The sequence below is a fragment of the Allobosea sp. GW822-FHT03F07 genome (assembly GCF_058801345.1).
Genome location: NZ_JBXAND010000002.1, coordinates 14,889 through 39,351, shown reverse-complemented (window position 1 = coordinate 39,351; position 24,463 = coordinate 14,889). Strand labels below are relative to the sequence as shown.

At 66.3% G+C, this 24,463-nt stretch carries 17 protein-coding genes; 11 read left to right on the top strand and 6 right to left on the bottom strand.

From position 1 onward, the window contains the following. The first annotated feature begins 207 nt into the window (after nucleotides 1-207). Nucleotides 208-2,952 carry an Rne/Rng family ribonuclease gene (locus AC1RMY_RS08740; protein ID WP_492863612.1) on the top strand — a complete coding sequence of 915 codons (2,745 nt, stop codon included), beginning with the start codon at nucleotides 208-210 and terminating at the stop codon, nucleotides 2,950-2,952. 68 nt (nucleotides 2,953-3,020) lie between these two features. Here AC1RMY_RS08740 and AC1RMY_RS08735 read toward each other — a convergent pair whose 3' ends face one another. Both AC1RMY_RS08735 and AC1RMY_RS08730 read right to left on the bottom strand, forming a co-directional pair. Continuing rightward, the gene (locus AC1RMY_RS08735; protein ID WP_492863611.1) at nucleotides 3,021-5,228 is read right to left on the bottom strand and encodes a mechanosensitive ion channel family protein; all 2,208 of its coding nucleotides are present in this window, start codon (nucleotides 5,226-5,228) and stop codon (nucleotides 3,021-3,023) included. A gap of 145 nt (nucleotides 5,229-5,373) precedes the next feature. Further along, entirely contained in the window at nucleotides 5,374-6,576 is a 1,203-nt protein-coding gene (locus AC1RMY_RS08730; protein WP_492863610.1) for a pyridoxal phosphate-dependent aminotransferase, read from the bottom strand. Nucleotides 6,577-6,768: 192 nt separating this feature from the next. On the opposite strand from AC1RMY_RS08730, the gene AC1RMY_RS08725 reads away from it, so the two are divergent. From AC1RMY_RS08725 to aat, 5 genes are all read left to right on the top strand, one after another. After that, nucleotides 6,769-7,587, top strand: coding sequence for a DsbA family protein (locus AC1RMY_RS08725; protein ID WP_492863609.1), 819 nt, complete (start codon nucleotides 6,769-6,771; stop codon nucleotides 7,585-7,587). A gap of 114 nt (nucleotides 7,588-7,701) precedes the next feature. Beyond that, entirely contained in the window at nucleotides 7,702-8,160 is a 459-nt protein-coding gene (gene aroQ / locus AC1RMY_RS08720; RefSeq protein WP_492863608.1) for a type II 3-dehydroquinate dehydratase, read from the top strand. Nucleotides 8,161-8,228: 68 nt separating this feature from the next. Next, nucleotides 8,229-8,690, top strand: a complete 462-nt coding sequence (accB, locus tag AC1RMY_RS08715) for an acetyl-CoA carboxylase biotin carboxyl carrier protein (protein ID WP_492863607.1) — start codon at nucleotides 8,229-8,231, stop codon at nucleotides 8,688-8,690. Between the two features lie 26 nt (nucleotides 8,691-8,716). After that, the gene (gene accC / locus AC1RMY_RS08710) at nucleotides 8,717-10,081 is read left to right on the top strand and encodes an acetyl-CoA carboxylase biotin carboxylase subunit (protein ID WP_492863606.1); all 1,365 of its coding nucleotides are present in this window, start codon (nucleotides 8,717-8,719) and stop codon (nucleotides 10,079-10,081) included. A 135-nt stretch (nucleotides 10,082-10,216) separates the two neighbouring features. Next, a complete protein-coding gene (gene aat / locus AC1RMY_RS08705) occupies nucleotides 10,217-10,897 on the top strand; it encodes a leucyl/phenylalanyl-tRNA--protein transferase (protein WP_492863605.1) in 681 nt (226 codons plus the stop codon). A 9-nt stretch (nucleotides 10,898-10,906) separates the two neighbouring features. Here aat and AC1RMY_RS08700 read toward each other — a convergent pair whose 3' ends face one another. Further along, the gene (locus tag AC1RMY_RS08700; protein ID WP_492863604.1) at nucleotides 10,907-11,557 is read right to left on the bottom strand and encodes a DUF2155 domain-containing protein; all 651 of its coding nucleotides are present in this window, start codon (nucleotides 11,555-11,557) and stop codon (nucleotides 10,907-10,909) included. Between the two features lie 140 nt (nucleotides 11,558-11,697). Next, on the bottom strand, nucleotides 11,698-12,108 hold the full coding sequence (locus AC1RMY_RS08695) for an NADH:ubiquinone oxidoreductase subunit NDUFA12 (protein ID WP_492864427.1): 411 nt from the start codon (nucleotides 12,106-12,108) through the stop codon (nucleotides 11,698-11,700). Nucleotides 12,109-12,884: 776 nt separating this feature from the next. On the opposite strand from AC1RMY_RS08695, the gene AC1RMY_RS08690 reads away from it, so the two are divergent. Further along, the gene (locus AC1RMY_RS08690) at nucleotides 12,885-16,610 is read left to right on the top strand and encodes a vitamin B12-dependent ribonucleotide reductase (protein WP_492863603.1); all 3,726 of its coding nucleotides are present in this window, start codon (nucleotides 12,885-12,887) and stop codon (nucleotides 16,608-16,610) included. An 812-nt stretch (nucleotides 16,611-17,422) separates the two neighbouring features. Here the strand turns inward: AC1RMY_RS08690 and AC1RMY_RS08685 are convergent. After that, on the bottom strand, nucleotides 17,423-17,674 hold the full coding sequence (locus tag AC1RMY_RS08685; protein ID WP_492863602.1) for a hypothetical protein: 252 nt from the start codon (nucleotides 17,672-17,674) through the stop codon (nucleotides 17,423-17,425). A gap of 74 nt (nucleotides 17,675-17,748) precedes the next feature. On the opposite strand from AC1RMY_RS08685, the gene AC1RMY_RS08680 reads away from it, so the two are divergent. From AC1RMY_RS08680 to AC1RMY_RS08670, 3 genes are read left to right on the top strand one after another with little or no spacing between them, the layout of a single operon-like run. Next, nucleotides 17,749-18,891 carry a PspA/IM30 family protein gene (locus AC1RMY_RS08680; RefSeq protein ID WP_492863601.1) on the top strand — a complete coding sequence of 381 codons (1,143 nt, stop codon included), beginning with the start codon at nucleotides 17,749-17,751 and terminating at the stop codon, nucleotides 18,889-18,891. Then, nucleotides 18,891-19,544: an OB-fold-containig protein gene (locus tag AC1RMY_RS08675; RefSeq protein WP_492863600.1), complete on the top strand. Its 654-nt coding sequence runs from the start codon at nucleotides 18,891-18,893 to the stop codon at nucleotides 19,542-19,544. The genes AC1RMY_RS08680 and AC1RMY_RS08675 overlap by 1 nt, the downstream gene beginning before the upstream one ends. After that, nucleotides 19,541-21,244 (top strand): flotillin family protein, encoded by a 1,704-nt coding sequence (locus AC1RMY_RS08670; protein ID WP_492863599.1) that lies wholly within the window; start codon nucleotides 19,541-19,543, stop codon nucleotides 21,242-21,244. Before AC1RMY_RS08675 ends, AC1RMY_RS08670 begins: the two co-directional genes overlap by 4 nt. A 218-nt stretch (nucleotides 21,245-21,462) precedes the next feature. On the opposite strand, the gene AC1RMY_RS08665 is transcribed toward AC1RMY_RS08670, so the two are convergent. After that, complete coding sequence (locus tag AC1RMY_RS08665; RefSeq protein WP_492863598.1) at nucleotides 21,463-22,152, bottom strand: TetR/AcrR family transcriptional regulator; 690 nt, start codon at nucleotides 22,150-22,152, stop codon at nucleotides 21,463-21,465. A 119-nt stretch (nucleotides 22,153-22,271) separates the two neighbouring features. On the opposite strand from AC1RMY_RS08665, the gene AC1RMY_RS08660 reads away from it, so the two are divergent. Then, nucleotides 22,272-24,422, top strand: coding sequence for a TonB-dependent siderophore receptor (locus AC1RMY_RS08660; protein ID WP_492863597.1), 2,151 nt, complete (start codon nucleotides 22,272-22,274; stop codon nucleotides 24,420-24,422). Nucleotides 24,423-24,463: the final 41 nt, after the last annotated feature.

Here is a 24,463-nt window from a genome sequence, read left to right as displayed (position 1 = left end):
CCGGGCGTTTCGCCCGACCGGATTTCCCGAGCCGTCTTTCTGTCTCGATCGAACACTCCTCCCTGCCAGACGCCGGCTCCCACCGGCTTTTGCTCCTGCAACATGCCGGCGCTCGCCGGCCTATGCGCGGCGCCCCTGCCCGCGGCAGCGGATCGTTGTCCGCAGCCCGGCGGGTATCGCTGGCGGCCGCGCCCATGGAAGACTCATATGGCCAACAAGATGCTTATCGATGCCACCCACCCGGAAGAGACCCGGGTCGTGGTGGTGCGCGGATCGCGTATCGAGGAATTTGATTTCGAGGCTGCCAGCCGCAAGCCGCTGCGGGGTAATATCTACCTCGCCAAGGTCACCCGCGTGGAGCCTTCGCTCCAGGCGGCCTTCGTCGAGTATGGCGGCAACCGCCACGGCTTCCTCGCCTTCTCCGAGATCCATCCGGACTACTACCAGATTCCGGTGGCCGACCGTCAGGCCCTGCTCGCCGACGAGGCCCGTGCCGACCGCGAGGACGAGCGCGACGAGGAGAAGCGCGAGAAGCGCGGCCGTCGTGACCGTGGCCGCCGCGGCGACCGTGACGGCCGCGCCAAGAAGGCCGCCGCCGACGAGACCGTCAGCGCCGAGGTCGCCGACGGCGTCGAGACCGACGGCAAGGAAGCCGCGATGGTCAACGAAGGCGCACCCGCCTTCGGCGAGGAATTCGCTCCGACGGTGACCGAATCGACCGGCGAGGAAGTGGCGGAGAATGCCGCGCCCCTGACCTTCGAGACACGGAGCGAAGAGGCCGACGCCTCCGACGAGTCGCAGGCCCGCAAGCCTTCCGAGGAAGACGAGCCGGGCCAGGACAATGGTCAGGAGAACGGCGAGGACGGCGAGCAGGACGAGCCCGAGCAGCTCGGCGGCGGTGACGCGCTCGACGACATGCCAGAGCGCCCGCAGCGCAGTTCGCGCCGCCAGTACAAGATCCAGGAGGTGATCAAGCGCCGCCAGATCATCCTGGTCCAGGTCGTCAAGGAAGAGCGCGGCAACAAGGGCGCGGCGCTGACCACCTATCTCTCGCTTGCCGGCCGCTATTCGGTGCTGATGCCCAACACCGGCAAGGGAGGCGGCATCTCGCGCAAGATCACCAACACCGAGGACCGCAAGCGCCTCAAGGAGATCGCCCAGGAGCTCGAGGTTCCCGAGGGGATGGGCCTGATTCTGCGCACGGCCGGCGCTTCGCGCACCAAGGTCGAGATCAAGCGCGACTACGAATACCTGATGCGGATGTGGGAGAGCGTGCGCGAATTGACGCTGGCCTCCGTCGCCCCGGCGCTGGTCTATGAGGAGGGCAACCTCGTCAAGCGCTCGATCCGCGATCTCTACAACAAGGACATCGACGAGGTTCACGTCGCCGGCGACGAGGCCTATCGCGAGGCAAAGGACTTCATGCGCATGCTCATGCCGAGCCATGCCAAGAGCGTGAAGGCCTATCGCGAGCAGACGCCGCTCTTCGCCTCCTTCGGCGTCGAGAGCCAGCTCGACGCGATGTTCTCCAACACGGTGACGCTCAAGTCCGGCGGCTACATCGTCATCAACCAGACCGAGGCGCTGGTCGCGATCGACATCAACTCCGGGCGCTCGACCCGCGAGCACAATATCGAGGACACCGCCCTCAAGACCAATCTCGAAGCGGCGGAGGAGATCTCCCGCCAGCTGCGCCTGCGCGACCTCGCCGGCCTCATCGTGATCGATTTCATCGACATGGAGGAGAACCGCAACAACCGCGCCGTCGAGAAGAAGCTGAAGGATTGTCTCAAGGACGACCGCGCCCGCATCCAGGTTGGCCGCATCTCGGCCTTCGGCCTGCTCGAAATGTCGCGCCAGCGCATCCGCACCGGCGTACTGGAAAGCTCGTCCGTGCCTTGCCCGCATTGCGCCGGTGCCGGCATGATACGCTCGACCTCCTCGGTCGCGCTGCAGATCCTGCGTGCGCTGGAGGAGACGCTGATCAAGAGCGCCTCCCATAATCTCAATGTCCGGACGCGACCGGAGGTTGCTCTCTACGTGCTCAACCAGAAGCGCGCCCATCTCGCCGATCTCGAGGCGCGCTTCAACGTCGCCGTGACCATCTCGACCGACGCGGCACTGCTTGGCACCCGTTATTTCGAGGTCGAACGCGGCGAGTTCGTCGGCAATGAAGGCCGCATCGTCCCGAGCAGCATCAAGGCCGAGGCCGTGATCTCCGATGTCGATGACGACGCGCTCGACGCAGCCGCCGAGGCCGAGGCGCTCGATGCCGAGAACGGCCCGGTCGAGGCCGAGGCGACCGAAGCCGCTTCGCGCGAGGACAAGCCAGAGGGCGAGGCCCGCGGCGAAGGCGGGCGCAAGCGTCGCCGGCGCCGGCGCCGTCGGCGTGGCGGCGAGCGTGACGCCAATGGCGCGCGCCTCGACGGCGGCAGCGACGAGGCCGATGGCGACGAAGGGGATGAGGACGGTGACGACCAGGCGAACGAGACCTCGACCGACGAGACCGTGACGGCAGCCACATCGGAGGAGCCTGCTCCGGTCGCCGCCAAGGCTCCCGAAGCGGTCGCCGAAGAGAAGCCGAAGCGCGCCCGCCGCAGCCGCAAGGCCAAGGTTGACGAGCCGGTCGCTGCCGAAGTGGCTGTGGCCGATGTGGTCGTTGCTGAGGCCGCCCCCGTCGAGGCCGAGAAACCAAAGCGTAGCCGCGCCCGCAAGAAGGTGGTTCCGATCACGGAAGGCGGCGAGGCCGCCGAACCTGTCGCGCCCGAGCCCGCGCCGGAGGCTCCGGCCACCGCGCCCGTCGAGGCGGCTACCCCGGAAGCCGCTCCCGAACCGGCCCCGGCCCCTGCGCCTCGCGTGGTCGAAGAGCCGGTCGCCGTCGTGCTGACCCCGCCTGACCCGGACCGCCCCAAGCGCGGCGGCTGGTGGAACAAGCTGGCCGGCCGAGGCTGACGAATGAGGGGCCGCTGCGGGAGACCGCAGCGGCCCTTTCTCATAGGAGGCCTTTGGTGTCGGCTTGGTCAGCCCGCCGCAGGCGCCAGCGGGTTCGGCGGCGGCAGCGCCATCGTCGCAGCCGCTCCGGACGGCGCACCGCCTTCCCCGCCCCGCACTGTGACGGCGTTCGAGGCGAAGGGGATGTGGGCCTCGTTCAGCGCCCGATAGACCCGCTTCAGCGCCTCGCGCTGGAGCATCGAGGAATAGGCCGGCTTCGACGTGAATTTCAGGCGGATCACGACGGCCGTGTCGGTGATGTCGGCGACGCCCTGCATCTTGAGCTGGGCGATGAAATGCGGTCCGAACTCGGGGTCGTCGAGCAGCGCCAGCCCGACCTTCTTGATCGCCTTGCGGGCCTGTTCGAGGTCGGCCGAGTGATCGAGCCGGACATTGAACTTGATCGTCGCCCAGTCGCGGCTGGCATTGGTGAGCGACTGGATCTGGCCGAATGGAATGGTGTGGATCTGCCCGCTCTGGTGGCGCATCTGGATCGAGCGCAGCGAGATCTTCTCGACCGTGCCCTTGAGCCGGCCGGTATCGACATATTCGCCGACGCGGAAGGCATCCTCCAGCATGAAGAAGAAGCCGGAGACGATATCGCGGACCAGCGCCTGGGAGCCGAAGGAAATCGCGAGGCCGAGGATACCGAAGCCGGCGAGAAGCGGGCCGATATCGACGCCGAGCCGCGACAGCACCACGAGCCCGGTCAGTCCGATGACGGCCGCGAGCACGACTCCGCGCAGCACCGGCATGACCGTCGCCAGCCGGGAGGGCACGCTCTCCTCGACGGCCGCGTCCTCGTCGATCGGGCCGCCCCCGCCGCGCCGCGGCGTATAGGCATCGAAGAAGGCGCGCAGGAAGACGATCGCAACCCAGCCGAGGAAGACGAGCAGGGCGAGGCCTGCGGCCTGGCGCGTGAACTCCGCGAACTGCGCCGAACTGACGCCGAGCAGGAAGCCGGCCCAGAGCCGCGCCATGACGTAGAGCCCGCCGATCCAGATCAGGCCGCCGGCCGCTGCCCGCAGCGCCGTGCCGGCCGCCTTCGCCAGCGGGGATGGGGGGGCAATCGCGGCCCGCATCGCCTGGCGGCAGGCGATCAGGCTGGTCACGCCGACGGCGACGACCGGAGCCAGCACGATGATGATCTGGGTCAGGCTGGCCGCCTCGACGAAGCGCCCCCCGCCCGACATCATCGGCGCCGCCCGCCCGACCATCCAGATCGCGATCGCGCTGGCCATGTAGAACCAGGGGGTGATCGCCGCCACCAGCCGCAATGCATGGCTGGGAACAGGCTCGTAGCGCAGCACTAGCGAGCTCAGATCATGGCGCGCATCGAAGAACCACCAGACCTTGAACAACGTGATTGCGATGCTCGTGATCGCGACCAGCCCGGCGACGGCCTGACGATTGGCGACCTCCTGGAACAGCAGCGTGCTCGTCACGATGATCGGCGTCGCGATCGCATAGATCGTCAGGATGGAGAAATGCCGTTCGGCGCGCGGCAGCGGCAGGATACGACGCTCCGGAGCGCCGGGCGCGACCAGGAATCGTCCCACCGCGATATAGGTCGCGCCGATCGCCGCACCGTTCGCCGCCGTCCGGAAGGTGGTCATGGCGAGGTCGGCGTCAGGCAGCCAGAACACGCGCGTCAGGCGGGCGAGCGCCAGCGCCAGCGCGATGCAGGCCAGGTCCTGCAACAGGCCGTAGGCCGAGGCGGCCAGCCGTGCGGTGAACTCTGCCCCCGCCGGCTGCAGACGCCGGGCGAACCATCCCGCCGTCAGCATGCGAAACAGCAGCGCACCGGCGAGCGCGATTGCGACGCCGGCGAGAATCCGCAGTCCCGCCGAGGGCCCGGTCGCGCCGTTGCGATTTCTGGCCCAGCCCCGTTCCCACTCGCTCGGAAGATCGACCACATGGGGAATCGCCGCGTTGCCATGGTCGAAACCATCGACGAAATGGTCCCAGAGTTCCTCGATCCGCGTCTCTGCCGTGGCTGCCGCCGAGGCCGGTGGAGCCGTCGGAGCGGCCGTCGCAGCCGGCTGCGCCGGCGCAGGCGCGGCAGCGTCCGTGCCGGTCAGCCGGATCTCCACCTTGCGCCCGCCGGCGGCGAGCGCATCGACCAGCTTGCGAACGGTGTCGGGGGATTCGTCACCGCGCAGGTTCAGCGTGACCGGCGCGTCCGCTTGCGCCAATACTTGGCCGGGAGACAGGGCGCACAGCGCGGCCAGCGCCACGGCGACGAGCCATCCTGGCGCTGCGGGCAGGCCTCGCTGTCGAATACCGTGCTTCACCATCGCAATCCGCCCTGCCCCGTGGCGCCAAATCGAACGCCCCGGCGGAGAATGCGAATGACGCCGGGCGCTTGGCAAGAGCGCTGTGTCAGCGGCCTTTCAGCCAGCCGCCGAGACGCGCCACCGCCTCCTCGCATTCGCCCAGCGATCCGGCGAAGGACAGCCTGACCGTGCGTGCGCCGCGACCCTCGTCGAAATCCAGCCCGGGCGTGATCGCGACCCCTGCCCCGTTGAGAACGTCCCGGCAGAACGCCATGGAATCGTTAGAATAACGGCCGATATCGCAATAGATGTAGAAGGCTCCGTCCACGGGCAGGAAATCGCCGAGCCCGATCTCCGGCAGCGCCTTCAGCAGATAGGTGCGATTCTCCGCATAGCCGGCCTTGATCGCCTCGCATTCGGCCGTCGCGTCGAATGCCGCCTCGCCCGCGACCTGGCTGAGATAGGGCACCGAGATCGAGAAATTCTGCTGCAGCCGCTCGATCGTCCGCACCAGCCGCTGCGGCACCACGAGCCAGCCCACGCGCCAGCCGGTCATGCAGTAGTATTTCGAGAAGGAGTTGACGATGATCGCGTCGTCGTCGGCCGACAGCGCCGTCGTCGCCGGCTGGTCATAGGTCAGCCCGTGATAGATCTCGTCCGAGATGTACCAGAGGCCGAGCCGCCGGCATTCCGCCGCCACCGCCGCGATCGCCTCCGGCGCCATCACCACCCCGGTCGGGTTGGCCGGGCTCATCGTCAGCACGCCGGCGAGCGGCTTTTCGCGATGGGCGCGGGCGATCAGCTCCGGGGTCAGTGCAAAGCGCGTCTCGGGTCCGACCTCGATCGCCACCGGCTCGAGCCCCAGCGCGATCAGGATGTTGCGATAGGCCGGATAGCCCGGCGCCGTGATCGCGACCCGCGCGCCCGGCTGGAAGCAGGCCAGGAAGGCGAGGATGAACCCGCCTGAAGAGCCCGTGGTGACGACGACGCGCTCCGCCGCCACGCTGACGCCATATGCATCCCTGTAATGTCGGGCGATGCGTTCCCTCAGCGAGTCCGTACCCAGCGCCTGAGTGTACCCGATCCGGCCGTCCTCCAGCGCCTTTGCCGCAGCGGCGCGGACCGAGGCGGGTGTCGGCGCCGAAGGCTGGCCGACCTCCATATGCACGACCGTGCCGCCTGTCCGCTCGATCGCGGCCGCCTGGCTCATCACATCCATGACGATGAAAGGCTGGACGCGCGCCGCGCGTTCCGACGGCAGCAAGGCCTCCTGCGGTGCAAGAACAGGTGTCGGAATTCGATCTGGCATGGTCTCGTCCGGCAATGGATGCGTGCCGGCGGGCGTAGCCGACCCTTGGCGCGCCCGCAACCAGTGGCAAAGCTGTGAATTGACGCCCGCCGCCTGACGGCAGAGAAGCTGATTAAAGCAGTTTTCAAGAGCACGGCAGCGCCGACGAGCCTGCCGCACCGGCTGTGCGGCCGGAACCGAAAGGATGACGACATGGCCTTCCTCACCCTGTCCCGCCGGTTGAGCGGCATGCTACGGCCCCTGGGCCTTGCGCTCTGCCTCGGCCTGACGGTTGCGACGGCTCCTGCTTTGGCGCAGACGCAGACCCCGGCTTCGGGCCTCACGGCAGAGCAGCGCAAGGCGGTGGTCGCACTGATTCGCGAGACGCTGCTGCAGAACCCCGAACTGATCCAGGAAGCGCTGGTCGAACTCGAGCGCCGCAACACGGTGGCCCAGGCGGAGGCGCAGCGCAGCGCCGTCACGGCCGAGAGGGCGAAGCTGGTCGATCCGGCGACGTCTGCGATCGTCGGCAACCCGCAGGGCGACGTCACCATCGTCGAGTTCATGGATTACAATTGCGGCTTCTGCAAAAGGGCCCTGGAGGACGTCCGCGCGCTGACCAAGGACGACCCCAAGCTCAAGGTCGTCATCAAGGACTTCCCGATTCTCGGCCCCGATTCGGTCGAGGCGAGCCGCGTCGCGGTTGCAGCGATGACTCAGCTCACCGGGTCGAAGTACTTCGATTTCCACAACAAGCTGATGGGCGTAAAGGGCCGGATCAACGGCGCCAAAGCGCTCGAAATCGCCAAGGAATCGGGCGCCGACATCGAGCGCCTGAAGAAGGATATGGACTCGGCCCAGACCAAGGCGGTGATCGAGGATACCGTCGCTTTGGGCGATCGGCTCGGCCTGACCGGCACGCCGGCCTTCATCCTGGGCGACGAGGTCATCTTCGGCGCGGTCGGCCAGGCGGCCCTCAAGCAGAAGATCGACGCCGTCCGCAAATGCGGCAAGGCGACCTGCAACGGCTGAGGACAGCCACGCGCGCGGGGCTACCGAAACCCCGGCAGGCTTCCCCTGCCGGCTCGCAGCGTCTATGAGGGCGGCGTCTGCCGCCTTCGCGCGGCGCCGGAAACAACCCGCGCCATGGTCGCCGTCCACGTCCTCAACGGTCCCAATCTCAATCTGCTCGGCACCCGCGAACCCGCCACCTATGGGGCGGTCACGCTGGCCGGCGTCGAGGAGCGGCTGAAGGCGAAGGCCACGGCCGTCGGCGTCGAGCTCTCGTTCAAGCAGACGAACTATGAAGGTGAGCTGGTGACCTTCATCCAGCAGGCGGGCCTTGCCGGTGCTGGCGTGATCATCAATGCCGGCGCCTACACCCATACCTCCGTCGCGCTGCGCGACGCGATCAAGGGCACCGAAGCGCTCGCCATCGAGGTTCACGTCTCCAATGTCCATGCCCGCGAGGAATTCCGGCACCATTCCTATATGGCGCCGGTCTGCGTCGGCGTGATCTGCGGCTTCGGCGTGGCGAGCTATGACCTTGCTTTCGACGCGATCGTGCCGCTTCTGCAGAAGCGCGCGGCCAAACCCGCGGCCTGATCCGCGGATTTCATCCACAGCGGGTGCCCCGGCGCCCGATCCAAGACCACGAAGACGGTGAAACCGCCATGGCGACCAAGAGCCCGATCGACCCCGAACTGGTGCGCGAACTCGCACAGCTCCTGAACGAGACCGATCTCACGGAGATCGAGGTCGAGAAGGGCGACCTGCGCGTCCGCGTGGCGCGCAGCCTCACCGCGACCGTCCAGGTTCCCGCCGCGGCTCCTGTCCTCGCCGCAGCACCGGTCGCTGCCGCACCCACTGCGCCGGCCGAGGGCAAGCCTGCGGCCGCCCATCCCGGCGTCGTGCCCTCGCCGATGGTCGGCACCGCCTATCGCCGCCCCTCGCCGGACGCCAAGCCCTTCGTCGAGGTCGGCTCGGTGGTGAAGGCGGGCGAGCGCGTCCTGCTCGTCGAGGCGATGAAGACCTTCAACGACATCGTCGCCCCGCGCGCCGGCACGGTCATCGCGATCATGGTCGAGGATGGGCAGCCCGTCGAATATGGCGAGCCGCTTCTGGTGATCGAGTGAGCGGCCCGGCGAGCGGCGAACCGAAGATGTTCGACAAGATTCTGATCGCCAACCGTGGAGAGATCGCCCTGCGCGTGCTGCGCGCGGCGAAGGAGCTCGGCATCGCCACCGTCGCGGTGCATTCCACCGCCGACGCCAACGCCATGCATGTGCGCCTCGCCGACGAGAGCGTCTGCATCGGCCCGCCCTCGGCGCGCGAGAGCTATCTCAATATCCCGGCGCTGATCGCCGCCTGCGAGATCACCGGCGCCGATGCGGTCCATCCCGGCTACGGCTTTCTCTCCGAGAACGCCCGCTTCGCCGAGATCCTGGACCGGCACAACATCACCTTTATCGGCCCCAAGGCCGAGCATATCCGCTCGATGGGCGACAAGATCGAGGCCAAGCGCACAGCCAAGCGCCTCGGTATCCCCTGCGTGCCGGGCTCGGATGGCGGCGTCACCGATGACGGCGAGGCCCTGCGCATCGCCGCCGAGATCGGCTTCCCCGTCATCATCAAGGCAGCGTCCGGCGGCGGCGGCAAGGGCATGAAGGTCGTGCGCAGCGAGGAGGAGATGTCGGTCGCGCTCTCCACCGCCCGCACCGAAGCCAAGGCCAATTTCGGCGACGACGCCGTCTATATTGAGAAATATCTCGAGAAGCCGCGCCATATCGAGATCCAGGTGCTCGGCGACGGCAAGGGCCACGCCATCCATCTCGGCGAGCGCGACTGCTCGCTGCAGCGCCGCCACCAGAAAGTCTGGGAAGAAGGCGGTTCGCCCGCCCTCAACGCCGGCGAGCGCGACAGGATCGGCAAGATCTGCGCCGACGCCATGGCCAAGCTCGGCTATCTCGGCGCCGGCACGATCGAGTTCCTCTACGAGGACGGCGAGTTCTACTTCATCGAGATGAACACGCGCATCCAGGTCGAGCATCCGGTCACCGAGATGATTACCGGCATCGACCTCGTCAACGAGCAGATCCGGATCGCGGCCGGCGCTCCGCTCTCGATCCAGCAGAAGGATGTCGTCATCGAGGGCCACGCCATCGAATGTCGCGTCAATGCCGAGCACCCCGCGAGCTTTCGCCCCTCGCCGGGCAAGATCGTCTCGTTCCACACGCCGGGTGGTCTGGGCGTCCGCGTCGATTCGGCCGCCTATCAGGGCTACAGCATCCCGCCGCACTACGACTCGCTCGTCGGCAAGCTGATCGTTCACGGCCGCAACCGGGCCGAATGCCTGATGCGCCTGCGCCGCTCGCTCGACGAGTTCGTCGTCGACGGCGTCGACACGACCCTGCCGCTGTTCCGCACGCTGGTCCGCAACCAGGACATCCTGAACGGCGACTACAACATCCATTGGCTGGAGAAATTCCTGGCCGCCGGCGGGATGGAAGAGAAGGTCGAGGGCTGAACGAAGCGCGTCACCGTCGGGCTTGTCCCGACCGTCTCTATGAGGATTCCGCTCGTCAAGAGATGCTCGGCCCAAGGCCGAGCATGACGCTGATCTCCGTTTGACTCCCCGGCCGTCCCGCGCTCCCCTGCCGCCATGAAGGCCCGCTCCATCCCCGTCCGCTCACCCGAGATCACGCCCGAGATCATGCTGCGCGCCTATGCCGCCGGCATCTTCCCGATGGCGGAGACGGCCGACGACCCAAACCTGTTCTGGGTCGAGCCGGAGTTGCGCGGCGTCATTCCGCTCGATCGCTTCCACTTGCCTTCGCGGCTCGCCCGCACGGTGCGCGCCGACCGCTTCGAGGTCAGGGTCGACCATGATTTCGAGGCTGTGATCGCCGCCTGCGCCGAAGCGCGGCCGGACCGACCGGAAACCTGGATCAACGGCCGCATCCGCGAGATCTTCGGCGCGCTGTTCCGCCTCGGCCACGTCCATACGGTCGAGTGCTGGCAGGGGGGGCGGCTCGCGGGCGGGCTCTATGGGCTGTCGCTCGGCGGCGCCTTCTTTGGAGAGAGCATGTTCCATCGCGCGACCGATGCCTCGAAGGTCGCGCTCGTTCATCTCGTCGCGCGGTTGCGGCAGGGCGGCTACAGCCTGCTCGACGCCCAGTTCCAGACGGCTCATCTCGCCCAGTTCGGCACGCAGGAGGTGCCGCGCGCGGCCTATCAGGGCCTGCTCGAGCGCGCGATCGTCGGGCGCGGCGACTGGGACGTCTGGCCGGTCGGGCAGAGCATCAGCGGGGGGCAGGCCCTGGCCGCGCTTCAGGCCGGCTGAGATGCGCGATCAGTTGCCGCCAGCCGGGTCGCGGCCGGGATTGGTCGGGAAATAGCGCTGCCGCGGCGCCTGTTGCGGCGCCACCGGCACGCCCTGCGGCGGCAGCACGTCGATGCGTCCGCCGGGCTGCTGCAGACCCGGCTGCTGCAGGCCTGGTTGCTGCAAGCCCGGCTGCTGGTTGACGTCGCGGGCCGGAGACGTGCGCGGCCGGCGCGGCTCTTCGGCGATCGGAGCCTCCGGCTCCTTGGGATCGACCACGAGTTCGGTGCCGCCTTTGCAGTCGGTCAGCCAGACATCGTAGATCGCGTGCTCGACGCCGTGCAGGCCGGGGCTTGCCGCATACATCCAGCCCGTGAAGATGCGCCGATACTCGTTGTTGAAGGTGACCTCGTCGACCTCGGTGAAGCTCGTCGTCTGCGGCGCCTCGGTCGGCGGGCGTGTCCAGCAGACCCGAGGCGTCAATTGCAACGCGCCAAACTGCACGGTCTCGTCGACGGCGACCTCGAAGGAGATGATCCGGCCGGTGATCTTGTCGAGGCCGGCGAACACCGCCGTCGGGTTGCGGATGCGGTCGGCGGCAGCCGGGCCGGTCAGCGCGAGCGACAGCAGTGTGGTCGAGACCAGGCCGGCCAGGACCGGAAAGCGATGGGGCGACGGCATGGCGACTTCACGTATCCCTGCGAGGCGCGGCGAATCTCCGCGCCGGCGCGGCTCCGCCGCGACGGCGCGCAGTAACACGCCAATCGCAGCGGAAAAAGGGCGCGAGGAAAAGGATGGTTCCTGCACCGCCCGCCGGTGCGTCAGCGTCCGGGTGTCCAGGCTTCGTAATCGCCCGTCGCGGCCGGACGCTCGCCCTCGGCCAGGGTCGAGCCCTTCGGGCGATAGGCCAGCGCCGTGCCGGTCCAGTTCTGCTGGTGCGGCTGCTGCCACTCGCGCGGCTCGTAACGCTCTTCCGACGGGGCGACATCGACGGTGTGATGCAGCCAGCCGTTCCAGCCGGGCGGAATTGTGGAGGCTTCGGCCTCGCCATTATAGACGACCCAGCGGCGCTGGATGCCGAGCGCCTTATCCTTCACCCCACCCTTGGTGCGGTAGTAGACGTTGCCGAATTCGTCCTCGCCGACGCGCTCGCCGAAGCGCCAGGTATGGAAACGCGTGCCGATGGTCTGGCCGTTCCACCAGGTGAAAATCTGCAGCAGCCAAGGCTTCATCGTCATCGATTCCATCGGGCGCGCGAGGCCCGGCCCCTATCAGGGCGCAACCCCAGTCCGGCGACTTATGGCTCCCCCGCCCTGCCCTGTCCAGTCTCCACAGGATTCGCGCCGATAGCCAATACGAAGCTTCGCAGCGCGACGAGGCGCGACGCGATTCGGCCACGTTTCGGCCACGCCGTCGCCCGCTTCCGTGCCGGCGCAGCCTGGCAAATGACGCCGTTTCAACGACTTGCCGCCCGACGCTGCAGGGCCGTCACCGCTCGCGCGCCGCACCATGGCAGGAAAGACACAGTTAACCGTGATCAATGGCATTTTAGAAGGTTGCCCGAGGTCGCGGGCATGGCATGCTGCCTTTGCCGCGCGCGATTCTCCCGGCGATTTCCAAGGCTTAGCCGAGGCCTTGAAACTTATCCCCGGAGTCCACACCTACCTACTAGATGTCGTGTCAGCCCGGCATCGGGCGCACTATTCCTTGACCGACAGAACCATTCGGGACTAGATTTTGACCATCGCATGACGGCCGGCGGCACCACCTCTGGATGACTGCGAAACGAGTTCTCCGGAGTGCTTACGGGCCTGCCGCCGCATCCGCCGACAACGCGGGAGCGAACGGGATTGCTTGTGCATTCTGGATGCGACCGGGCCTGCAAGCGGGGCGACACCGCAGAGGACCCATGGGGCATCAAACCGAGTTGGAATGACATCAGGAGCCGGTGATCAACCGGCCGCGCGAGCGCCATCCGCCCGCGGCAGACCTTAAGGGACGACAGATCATGCGCATCGAGCGCCGTTATACCTCGGCCGGCCAGTCACCCTATGCCGCGATCCCGTTCCGATCGGCGGTCAGCGAGATCCGCAATCCCGACGGCTCGATCGTATTCCGGCTGGAAGGCATCGAGGTGCCGGAGGCCTGGTCTCAGGTCGCCAGCGACGTGCTCGCGCAGAAGTATTTCCGCAAGGCCGGCGTGCCCGCGCGTATGAAGAAGGTCGAGGAGAACGACGTCCCGTCCTTCCTCTGGCGTTCCGCGCCTGACGAGGCCGCGCTGGCGAAGCTCCCCGAGGGCGAGCGCTACGGCTCCGAGATCTCCTCCAAGCAGGTCTTCGACCGCCTCGCCGGCTGCTGGACCTATTGGGGCTGGAAGGGTGGCTACTTCACCTCCGAAGAGGACGCCGCTGCCTTCCATGACGAGCTGCGTTACATGCTCGCCACCCAGCGCGTCGCGCCGAACTCGCCGCAATGGTTCAACACCGGCCTGCACTGGGCCTATGGTATCGACGGGCCGAGCCAGGGCCATTTCTACGTCGACTTCAAGACCGGCAAGCTGGTGAAGTCGAAGTCGAGCTACGAGCATCCGCAGCCGCATGCCTGCTTCATCCAGGGCGTGCAGGACGACCTCGTCAACGAGGGCGGCATCATGGACCTCTGGGTCCGCGAAGCCCGCCTTTTCAAATACGGCTCCGGCACCGGCTCGAACTTCTCGATGCTGCGCGGCGAAGGCGAGAAGCTCGCCGGCGGCGGCCGCTCGTCCGGCCTGATGTCCTTCCTCAAGATCGGCGATCGGGCTGCCGGCGCCATCAAGTCGGGGGGCACGACGCGCCGCGCCGCCAAGATGGTCGTGGTCGATGTCGACCACCCCGATATCGAGACCTATATCGACTGGAAGGTGAAGGAGGAGCAGAAAGTCGCGGCCCTCGTCACCGGCTCGAAGACCGTCCAGAAGCACATGAAGGCCGTGCTCAAGGCCTGCGTGAACTGCGAGGGTGAAGGCGACAGCTGCTTCGACCCCGAGAAGAACCCGGCCCTGAAGCGCGAGATCAAGCTCGCGCGCAAGGCGCTGGTGCCGGACAACTACATCAAGCGCGTGATCCAGTTCGCCCGCCAGGGTTATAAGGACATCGCCTTCGACACTTATGATACCGACTGGGATTCGGAGGCCTATCTCACCGTCTCCGGCCAGAATTCGAACAACTCGGTCTCGCTGACCGACGACTTCCTCCGCGCAGTTGAGACCGATGGCGACTGGAACCTCGTCGGCCGCACCACCGGCAAGGTCACGAAGACGCTCAAGGCCCGCGACCTCTGGGAGAAGATCGGCTACGCCGCCTGGGCCTCGGCCGATCCGGGCCTGCACTTCAACACCACGATGAACGACTGGCACACCTGTAAGGCATCGGGCCGCATCCGCGCGTCCAATCCCTGCTCGGAGTACATGTTCCTCGACGACACCGCCTGCAACCTGGCCTCGGCCAACCTGCTGCAGTTCTACGATCGCGAGGCCAAGGAATTCGACGTCGCGGCCTATGAGCATCTCTGCCGGCTCTGGACCGTCGTGCTCGAGATCTCGGTGACGATGGCGCAGTTCCCCTCGAAGGAGATCGCAGAACTCTCCTACGAGTACCGCACGCTCGGCCTCGGCTACGCCAATATCGGCGGCCTGCTGATGACCATGGGCCTCGGCTACGACAGCGACGAGGGCCGTGCGCTCGCCGGCGCCCTCACCGCGATCATGACCGGCGTCGCCTATGCGACCTCGGCCGAGATGGCGGGCGAACTCGGCCCCTTCCCCGGCTACAAGAAGAACGCAGCCCATATGCTGCGCGTCATCCGCAACCACCGCACCGCTGCCCATGGCATGGCCAAGGGCTATGAGGGGCTGGAGGTGACGCCGGTCCCGCTCGACCATGGCACGCTCGCCCGCCTCGGCGGCTCCAGCACCACGATGTCCGAGCGCGCCCGCATCGCCTGGGACCACGCGCTGGAACTCGGCGAAAAGCATGGCTATCGCAACGCCCAGGCGACGGTGATCGCGCCGACCGGCACGATCGGCCTCGTCATGGATTGCGACACCACCGGCATCGAGCCCGACTTCGCGCTGGTGAAGTTCAAGAAGCTGGCCGGTGGCGGCTACTTCAAGATCATCAACGCAGCCGCCCCCGACGCGCTGCGGGCGCTCGGCTATCGCGAGAGCGATATCGCCGAGATCGAGGCCTATGCGGTCGGTCACGGCTCGTTGGCCCAGGCGCCGGGCGTCAACCACGGCTCGCTGCGGGCCAAGGGCTTCACCCAGGACAAGATCGACGCGATCGAGAAGGACCTGAAGGCCGCCTTCGACATCAAGTTCGTCTTCAACAAGTGGACGTTGGGCGAGGACTTCCTCGTCAACACGCTTAAGGTTCCGGCCGAGAAATTGGCCGACATGTCCTTCGAGTTGCTGCCTTTCCTCGGCTTCTCCAAGGCCGAGATCGAGGCCGCCAATGTCCATGTCTGCGGCGCGATGACCCTGGAAGGCGCCCCGCACCTCAAGACCGAGCACTACAACGTCTTCGACTGCGCCAATCCGTGCGGTCGCATCGGCAAGCGCTATCTCTCGGTCGAGAGCCATATCCGCATGATGGCGGCGGCTCAGCCCTTCATCTCGGGCGCGATCTCCAAGACGATCAACATGCCCAACGACGCCACCGTCGAGGACTGCAAGAGCGCCTATATGCTCTCCTGGAAGCTCGCGCTGAAGGCGAACGCCCTCTATCGCGACGGCTCGAAGCTGTCGCAGCCGCTGAACTCGGCGCTGATAGCGGACGAGGACGACGAGGATGATGCGGTCGAGGCGCTTGTCGCCCAGCCGATGGCGGCGCGGGCCACTCAGGTCGCCGAGAAGATCGTCGAGCGCATCGTCGAGAAGGTCGTCCGCGAGCGCGAGAAGATGCCCGCCCGCCGCACCGGCTACATCCAGAAGGCGGTCGTCGGCGGCCACAAGGTCTATGTCCACACCGGCGAATATGCCGATGGCCGCCTCGGCGAGATCTTCATCGACATGCACAAGGAAGGCGCCGCCTTCCGGGCGATGATGAACAACTTCGCCATCGCGGTGTCGCTCGGCCTGCAATATGGCGTGCCGCTGGAGGAATATGTCGAGGCCTTCACTTTCACGCGTTTCGAGCCCTCGGGCTTCGTGCAGGGCAACCAGTCGATCAAGAACGCGACCTCGATCCTCGACTACGTCTTCCGCGAGCTTGCGATCTCCTATCTCGGCCGGCACGACCTCGCCCATATCGACCCTAGCGAGATCGGCCATGACGTGATCGGCGGCGGCGTCGGCCAGGACAAGGCGCCGGACGTGGTCGCGCCGATCACCTCGACCCCGCTGGCCTCGACCGGCTTCCGCCGCGGCAAGCCGATGAACTTCCATGCCATCCAGGGCGGAGCCGGCGCGCCGACCCAGCTCGACACGGTGGCGCGGTCCGCTTCGAACGTCACGGCCTTCGCCACGGCAGGCGCCACCGCGCTGAAGGACGAGCCCGAAGCCTATGGCGAAGCGGAAATGGCCAAGCTCGGCTTCTCGGCCCCGGCCGCCCAACCCAGCGCATCGGAGCGTCGCGCCGAGGCGATCATGAAGGGCTATGTCGGGGACAGTTGCGGCGAATGCGGCAACTTCACACTGGTCCGCAACGGAACCTGCCTGAAGTGCAACACCTGCGGAAGTACAACCGGGTGCAGTTGAATATCCCGCCCGGTCGTGATTGTGTGATTAGAGGCTAAGTTTTGCCCAATCGGCAGGAAACTTCCGCAATCTGACAATGAGAGAGGCCCGGCGGTTCAGACTGTCGGGCCTTCTCGCATGCCAGATTCAGGCCGGATCAATGTCGCAGATGGGTCGGCAGCTGCTATTCGCCCTGCTCGAACTCCCGCATCGTGAGCGTTTGGGGTAGGTGATCCGGCCTCAAATCAGGGTGTGCGCGATAGATCAGTTCGAGAACCCCCATGTCGAGTTCTCTGGATGCGTGTCCAAGCGCTCTAGCATAGACCTGAAAATGTTCAGGATCGATGCGGTCTTTCAGTTCAGTGGCGGCTGCGAAGAGGTGCCTGAGATGAAGAGAGAGGCATAGTGTTGCCGCGATTGTCGGTCGAGTTCCGCAATCTGCCTCTGGACGCCCGGTCTAAGCCGGGCGTCCAATTTGATTCTAAGGCATCCCGATCATAGCTCGCTGCCAAGGTTCTCGCTTCTCGTCGCCAGCCTGCTTTGCCGGTGCTGGACCCTTGGCGGTCCAATTCCTCAGCCCCCTCCCCGATTTAGGTTCGGCGTGACGCTGCACGTGAGCAGGCCTCCGCAGAGCGGGAAGTTTCGTACTGGGCAGGACCCGACTTACCAAATTGGCCCATAGCTGACCCGAGGAATGTCCGCTCTCGGGCGGTTCAATTTGCTGATGTGCCGCGCGGCCGAGGTGCCCTTTCAGCGACTTTGGGAACGTAGCTCTTGGGCGCGTCTCATTTGCCGCTCACGAAGAGTCTCGATGAGTGGGATGGCAAAGCGCATCAGTTCGGCGCGCTCCGAGTTGTATCGATCAGCTCAATTTCGTCGGCCCCGAACCAGCCGCTGCCGATGACGTTGCGGCGCACCGCTTGTGGATCGGCGCTATAGGCTACCAGAGCCAGACTCTCCCGGGCGCGGCTACAGGTGACATAGAACAGCCTCTGGGTGGCTTCGTTGGGCGTGCCCTTGACGCCGAACAGCTTGTCGTAGCTGAACATGAAGCCGCCCGCCTCGTCGTCATCCATGATCACCATGACGCGCGGGAACTCCAAGCCCTTCATCTGAACGCGGGCAGATTTCGACCGCCACCCTTGAAAGCACAAATGACGTGCTTTATATCTTTGGGATGAGTGGACGCTTCCAGTCGACCATGAGCTACACGCTGTCGCCCTCGCCCGAGGATGATCGCGCCATCCGCGCCACGCTCGACGACTATGGCGTGATGATGGGCGTGCTTGACGAGCTCGGCCGTGAACGCGGGGCGAGTTCCAATCTCGTCGCCCTGCATGAGCAGGCTTATGCGCCGATCCGCGAAAAGACCCGCCTGCCGGCGCGGCTTGTCACGCTGGGTCTGCGCGATCACGCCAGCCGCCAGAGCGGGGCTGCGATCGAAGCCCTGCCACTCGACGGGCGCCTCTATGCAATCAAAAGCCCGACGCATCTCAGTCTCGCCACGGTCGAGGGACGCAGGCTGATCCCCTATGCCGTCGCCGGCTATGAGCCCGGCTGGTTCGACCACGCCGAGGCCAGGCTCGTCGTCAGGGACGGCGAGACCCTGATCCTCGTCGGCGTCGCCACCGCCACCAAACCCAAGGAGACCAGCATGGCCACCGAAGGAATTCTGTCGCGCATCGGCCGCGTCATTGCCGGCCTCGCCTATGGCGCGGCCGACACGCTCGAAGGCGCAAACGCGACCGCCACCGTCGAGCAGTCGATCCGCGAGATCGACGCCGTCGCCGACGAGGCACGGGCGAGCGCCGGCAAGGCGCGCGCCGAGGAGCATCGCATCAAAGCTAAGATCGCCGAGATCAACGACGAGATCGACGATCTTGCCGGGAAGATCGAAACCGGGCTCGCCGGCGGCCGCGAGGATCTGGTCAAGCCGGTCGTCGGCCTGCAGATAGACCTGGAGGCGCAGCGTTCCGCCCTGGAAACCGCGCTGGCCGAGGTCTCGGACCGGATCGAGGAAGCCGGCAAGGCGCTCCAGGCCGTCGCATCGGCGCGGCAGGACGCGGTCGCCAGGCTGAACGCGCTCAAGAAGAGCAAGGGCGCAGCCGATGCCGGCGAGGGCGAGAGCGCCTCCGTCCGCAATGAGAACCGGCTCGCCCGCTCGCTCGGCGCAATCGAGCGCGTCACCGGCGTCCCCGGCCGTCCGGCGACCGCGGCCTCCGAGGTCGAGGAACTGGCGCGCCTGCAGCGCGAGAAGGCGATCCAGGACCGCCTCGACCGCTACAAGGGATCGCGCGGCTGATGGACGCTCTGACGGGAGCCGGAACCTATCCCTTCGCCATCGCGGCGCTGATCCTCGTCGGCCTCGTCGCCGTCGAACTCGTCGCGATGCTGATCGGGATTTCGGTGTCGACCCTGGTCGATGACGGCATGGCGCATCATGGCGAGCATGGTCCGCTCGGTGCCTGGATGTCCTGGCTGAACACCGGCGGCGTGCCGCTCTTGGTGCTGATCATGATCTGGCTCGCCGCCTTCGCCATCGCCGGCTTCGCGATCCAGGCCTTTGCGGGCACATTGCTGGGGGTGCTGCCGACACCTGTCGCCGGCCTTGCCGCTCTGGTCCTCGCCGTACCCACCACGCGAACGCTGTCGCGCTGGACGGCGGCGATCATTCCCCGCGAGGAAACCTCCGTCGTCAGCCAGGCCGATCTCGTCGGGCTGACCGGCACCGTCGCGCTCGGCCCGCTCGACCAGGGCAAGCCCGGCCGCGTTCGCGTCAAAGATAGCCACGGCAACGTCCATGTCTTGCGCGCCAAAGCCGCGGCCGGGCATGTCATCGCGCAAGGCGCGACAGTACTCATCGTCGACGGGGCCGGCGGCCTCTTCGAAGCCATTCCAGCGCCGGCCGAACTCGGCGCGACCGATTCATCCAGGCCAGGGGCGACACAGTCATGAACTACGTCTCGATCCTCACTATCGCCGGCACGGCGGTCCTCCTCATTGTCGGCATCGGCGTGGCGATGGCGGCACTCTACCGACGCTCGACCCGCGACAAGGCCTATGTCCGCACCGGGCTGGGCGGGAAGCGCGTCGTGCTCGACGGCGGCTCGCTGATCCTGCCGATCTTCCACTCCTATGCCTGGGTCCAGCTCAGCACGCTGCGTCTCGAAGTGCAGCGCTCGGAGGCCGAATCCCTGATCACGGCCGACCGGATGCGCGCCGACATCACCGCCGAATTCTATGTCCGGGTGAAGCCCGACGAGGAGAACATCGCGCTCGCTGCCCAGACGCTGGGCGACCGCACCAACGACGCCGACCTGCTGCGCAAGCTCGTCGAGGCCAAGTTCGTGGACGCGCTGCGCTCGGTCGCAGCCACCATGACGCTGAAGGATCTGCAGGAGAAGCGGGCCGATTTCGTCAAATCGGTTCAGGAGGCGGTCGCCGCCGACCTGCAATCGAACGGGCTGGAGCTCGAAACCGTGTCGCTGACGCGGCTCGACCAGACCGACATCAAGCATTTCAACGAGAACAACACCTTCGACGCCGAAGGCCTGACCGCGTTGACCCGGATCACCGAGACGCGGCGGCGCGAACGCAACGACGTCATCCGCGAGACCGAGGTCACGATCGCCGCCAAGGACCGCGAGGCCGCCCTCCAGCGCCTGACGATTGAGCGCGAGCAGCGCGACGCCGAGCTCAGCCAGGAACGCGACATCGCCAACAAAACCGCTGCCACCCGCGCTGAGAAAGCCAAGGCCGAGCAGACCGCCCGCCTTTCGGAGGAGACCGCCCGCCTCGACGCGGAGCGTGGCATCGCCAAGAGCGAGGCCGAGGCCAAGCAGGCTACTGCCACAGCCCGGATCGAGGCCGAGAAGGGCATTGCCGAGAGCGAGGCGCTGGCGAAGAAGGCGACCGAGACCGCCCGCATCGACGCCGCCATTGCAATCGCCGAGAAGAGCGAGGCGGAATCGCAGGCCAAGGCGAAGGCGGAATCCGCCAAGGCCGATGCAGTGACAGCCGAGGAACAGGTCGAGACGGCACGCGCGGTCGAGATCGCCGAGCGCGCCAAGCAGATCGCGGTCATCGACGCCCGCCGCGAGGCCGAGCGCGACGCCACCCGCGTCACGGTGAACGCTCAGGCCGAGCGCGAGGCCGCCGACAACCTCGCAAAGGCCCTGCTCACGCAGGCGACCGCCGAGGCCGACGCCAACAAGATCAAGGCTGGCGGCATCGTCGAGCTCGGCGAAGCCGAGGCCAAGCGCGAACGCGCCCTCAACGAGGCCCGCAACGCCTTGTCGCCGCAGATGGTCGATTTTGAACTTACGAAGCAGCGCATTGCCATCATCCCCGACGCGCTGGAGCAGGCGATGAAGCCGATCGAGAAGATCTCGGACATCAGGATCTTCAGCGCCGGCAACATGTTAGGGGCGGTGAATGGCGGTTCGCCGGGGCATGGCGGCCAGAGCCCGATCTCCGATCTGAGCAGCCAGTTGCTCAGCTTCGGCGCACAGAAGCCGATTCTCGACGAGATACTGGCGCAAGCCGGTTTCCGCGGCGGCGACCCAGTCGATGCGCTCCTGGGCGCGACCCAGAACGGGGGTGCTATTGTAAGGCCTTTCGAAGAGGGCCCCGATCCTGCTTCTTTCAAGAAGTAGAGTCCGCCGATCCAGGGCTCCGGACTAAGTCGGCGAGCAACCCGCAATGGGACACGAATCCGGCCGAAGGAATGCTGTTCCAGAGCTCAGGAGCCCGCAGATATGCTGTTATCAGTGAGCAAGAGGCATCAATTCGCGCGTGAGCGCCCGGTTCAGCGGCTCGATAAAGTCTGCTTTCGGGCTGCGACCCAGAGTCCGCTGTTGGCGCTCGGCAATCTTCACGCACTCTTGTTCTCAACAGGCAGCCTGATGGCTCCCTCTAGAAACAGGGCCCAGGCCCTTTCGAAAAACGCATCCTGAGCAAGCGCATTCGCGTAAGCTCCGCTCCCAAGCATGGTCTCGTTTGACGGACCGGTCGCCACGGCGTGGATGAGCTGGCCGGCGATGAATTGCGGCTCCTCTTCGACGATCGCTCCCTCCAGCTGCGCATCACGGACGATGGCCACCAGACGCTCGAAGATCGGATCGGGGGCGTTCGCGGGCTGTGCTTTGTCGACCAGCAATGCTTCGCTGAAAGCGATGCGCCTGAGCGCGACCAGCTCCGGTTCGACATTGACGGCGAGGAACCAGCGAGCGGCGCGGCGCAGCCGCTCTAAGCCGCTTCCCTCCTCGCCAGCGACTGTCTCCAGGCGCTGGAGAACGCGCACGCGCAAGCGCTCGATCGCAGCTTCGAACAAGGCGCGCTTCGACGGGAAGCGGCGATAGATCGTGTCCTTGCCAACCCTGCACGCGATCGCGAGCTGCTCCACGGACGTGGCGGCGTAGCCTTGGCTCGCGAACATCTCGCATGCCCGATCGAGAATGGCGTCCGAGATCTGACCTTCGCGGGCCTTGGACGGTCTGCCGCCCTTACCCGTGCGGCGGGCATCGCTTCGTGTCGTGGATTTAGCTGGTGTTGCGGCAGGCATGAACCGTCTTTAGCGCAAGCGAATGCACTTTAGAAGATTGAAAATGAAGGATATTAAACTGGACAGGCCAGTCCCGTTTCGTTTAGGCGGAAGATATCGTGCTTCCGGAGGCCGCCGCTATGAACGCTCGCACCGCCCTTTCCACATCGGTTTGCCTTTTCGCAATTCTCGCCGGAACGGGAACGGCGGGCGCTCAGGTCGGCGCATCGGACGATCCGGTCCAGCTCGACACGCTCACGGTGACGGGCGAGCGCTCCGATAGCCGCGACGAGTATGTCCGCCGCTCAGCAACCAGCGCGACCAGGACCGCGACCCCCGTCCTCGAGACGCCACAGGCGATCTCGACGGTGACGCGCCAACAGCTCGATGATCAGAACCCGCAGACAATGGGCGAAGCGCTTCGCTACACCGCCGGCGTGCTCTCGGAGCGCGACACGACTTCGCGCTATGACAGCGTGTTCCTGCGCGGCTTCGGAGGCTTTGGGACGGCGACGGACTTCGTCGGCTTCCTGGACGGGCTCAGGCTGCCGCGCGGACAGGCCTTTGCCGTCACCTCGATCGACCCGTTCCTGCTCGACCGTATCGAGGTCATCAAAGGGCCTTCAGCTCTGCTCTACGGTCAGATCAGCCCCGGCGGCCTCGTCAACCAGATCAGCCGGATGCCGAGCACGACACCGTACAACGAGCTGCGGGTTGAAGCTGGCAGTCATGGCAGGGTCCAGAGCGGCTTCACCAGCCAGGGGCGACTCGATCGCGAAGGCAAGCTATCCTACAGCTTCAGCGCCATCGGCCGGCTTGCCGATACCCGCTATGACGACGTCGAAGAGCAACGGTTCGGCATCGCACCCGCGCTGACCTGGCAGCCGACGAGCGACACCCGGTTTACGGCATCCGGATTCTATCAGCGCGATCCGAAGGGCGGCTATTTCAATTCGCTCTACCCGCGCTTCCTGGCACCGGCCTACCGCGACGCCCTCAACCGCGAGCTCAACATCGGCGATCCGGGCTTCGATGCGTTCAGGCGCGAGCAATACGGCATCGGCTACAGCTTCGAGCATCGCTTCAACAACACGGTGAGCCTGCATTCGAGCCTGCGCTACGGCGAGGTCGACATCAATTTCCGCTCGCTGCAGATGGCCGGGCCGGTAAGCGCGCTCGGAACCATTCCCCGGATCGCGCTCAACTCGATAGAAGATGCGCGGCGTCTCTCGACCGACAACCACCTGCAGTTCGACCTGAGGACCTTCGGCGCCGAGCACACGCTTTTGACCGGTGTCGACTATCAGAACGGCAGCAGCAACTGGCAGTACAGGTTCGGGCCGGCGACGACGCTCGACATCCTGTCGCCGAGCCACTACCAGCCGGCCGGACCGCTGGCGACCATCATCGACAGCAAGCAGGATCTGACCCAGGCCGGAATCTATCTGCAGGATCAGATCAAGTTCGGGGGCTTCCGGGCTCAGCTCGGTGTCCGGCATGACTGGACGGATCAATCGACGGTCAACCGCCTGACGGGAACCAAGCAGAACCAGTCGAGCGAGAAGACGAGCTACCGCGCGGGCCTGCTCTATCTCTTCGACAACGGCCTGGCGCCCTATGTCAGCTATTCGACCTCGTTCGAGCCTGTCATCGGCGTCGATGCTGCCGGGGCGCCCTTCCGTCCCAAGACCGGCGAGCAATATGAGGTCGGCTTGAAGTATCAGCCCGGAGTCATGAATGCCCTGCTGACATTCTCCGCATTTGACATCCGGCAACAGGACGTGCTGACGCCGGGCGCGGTGCCTGGCTTCAACGTGCAGCAGGGAGAGATCCGCTCGCGCGGTCTGGAGTTCGAGGCGCGCGGCGAAGTTCTGGATGGGCTGGACATCATCGCGGCGGCAACCGTGCTCGATACTGAGGTGACCCGTTCCACGGTCGTAACGACTATCGGCAAGCGGCCCCAGGCCGTACCCCAACAGTTCGGCTCGCTTTGGGCCAACTACCGCTTCGCTGGTGCCCTGTCCGGGCTGTCGATCGGCGGAGGCATGCGCTTGGTCGGGGCGAGCTTCGCCGACGATGCCAATACGATCCGTACGCCGGGCTACGCCGTCGTCGATGCCGCGATCCGCTACGACCTGGCGAAGCTGCATCCCACGCTCAAAGGGGCGGAAGCGACGCTCAACGTCTCGAACCTGTTCGACCGAGACTACTACACGAGCTGCAGCTCCAATATCTATTGCCAGTTCGGCGCCGGCCGCGAGGTCATCGCCGGACTGCGCTACCGTTGGTAGCGCTCCCGATGCAGGCGACACGAAGGACTGTTGTTTCCGGG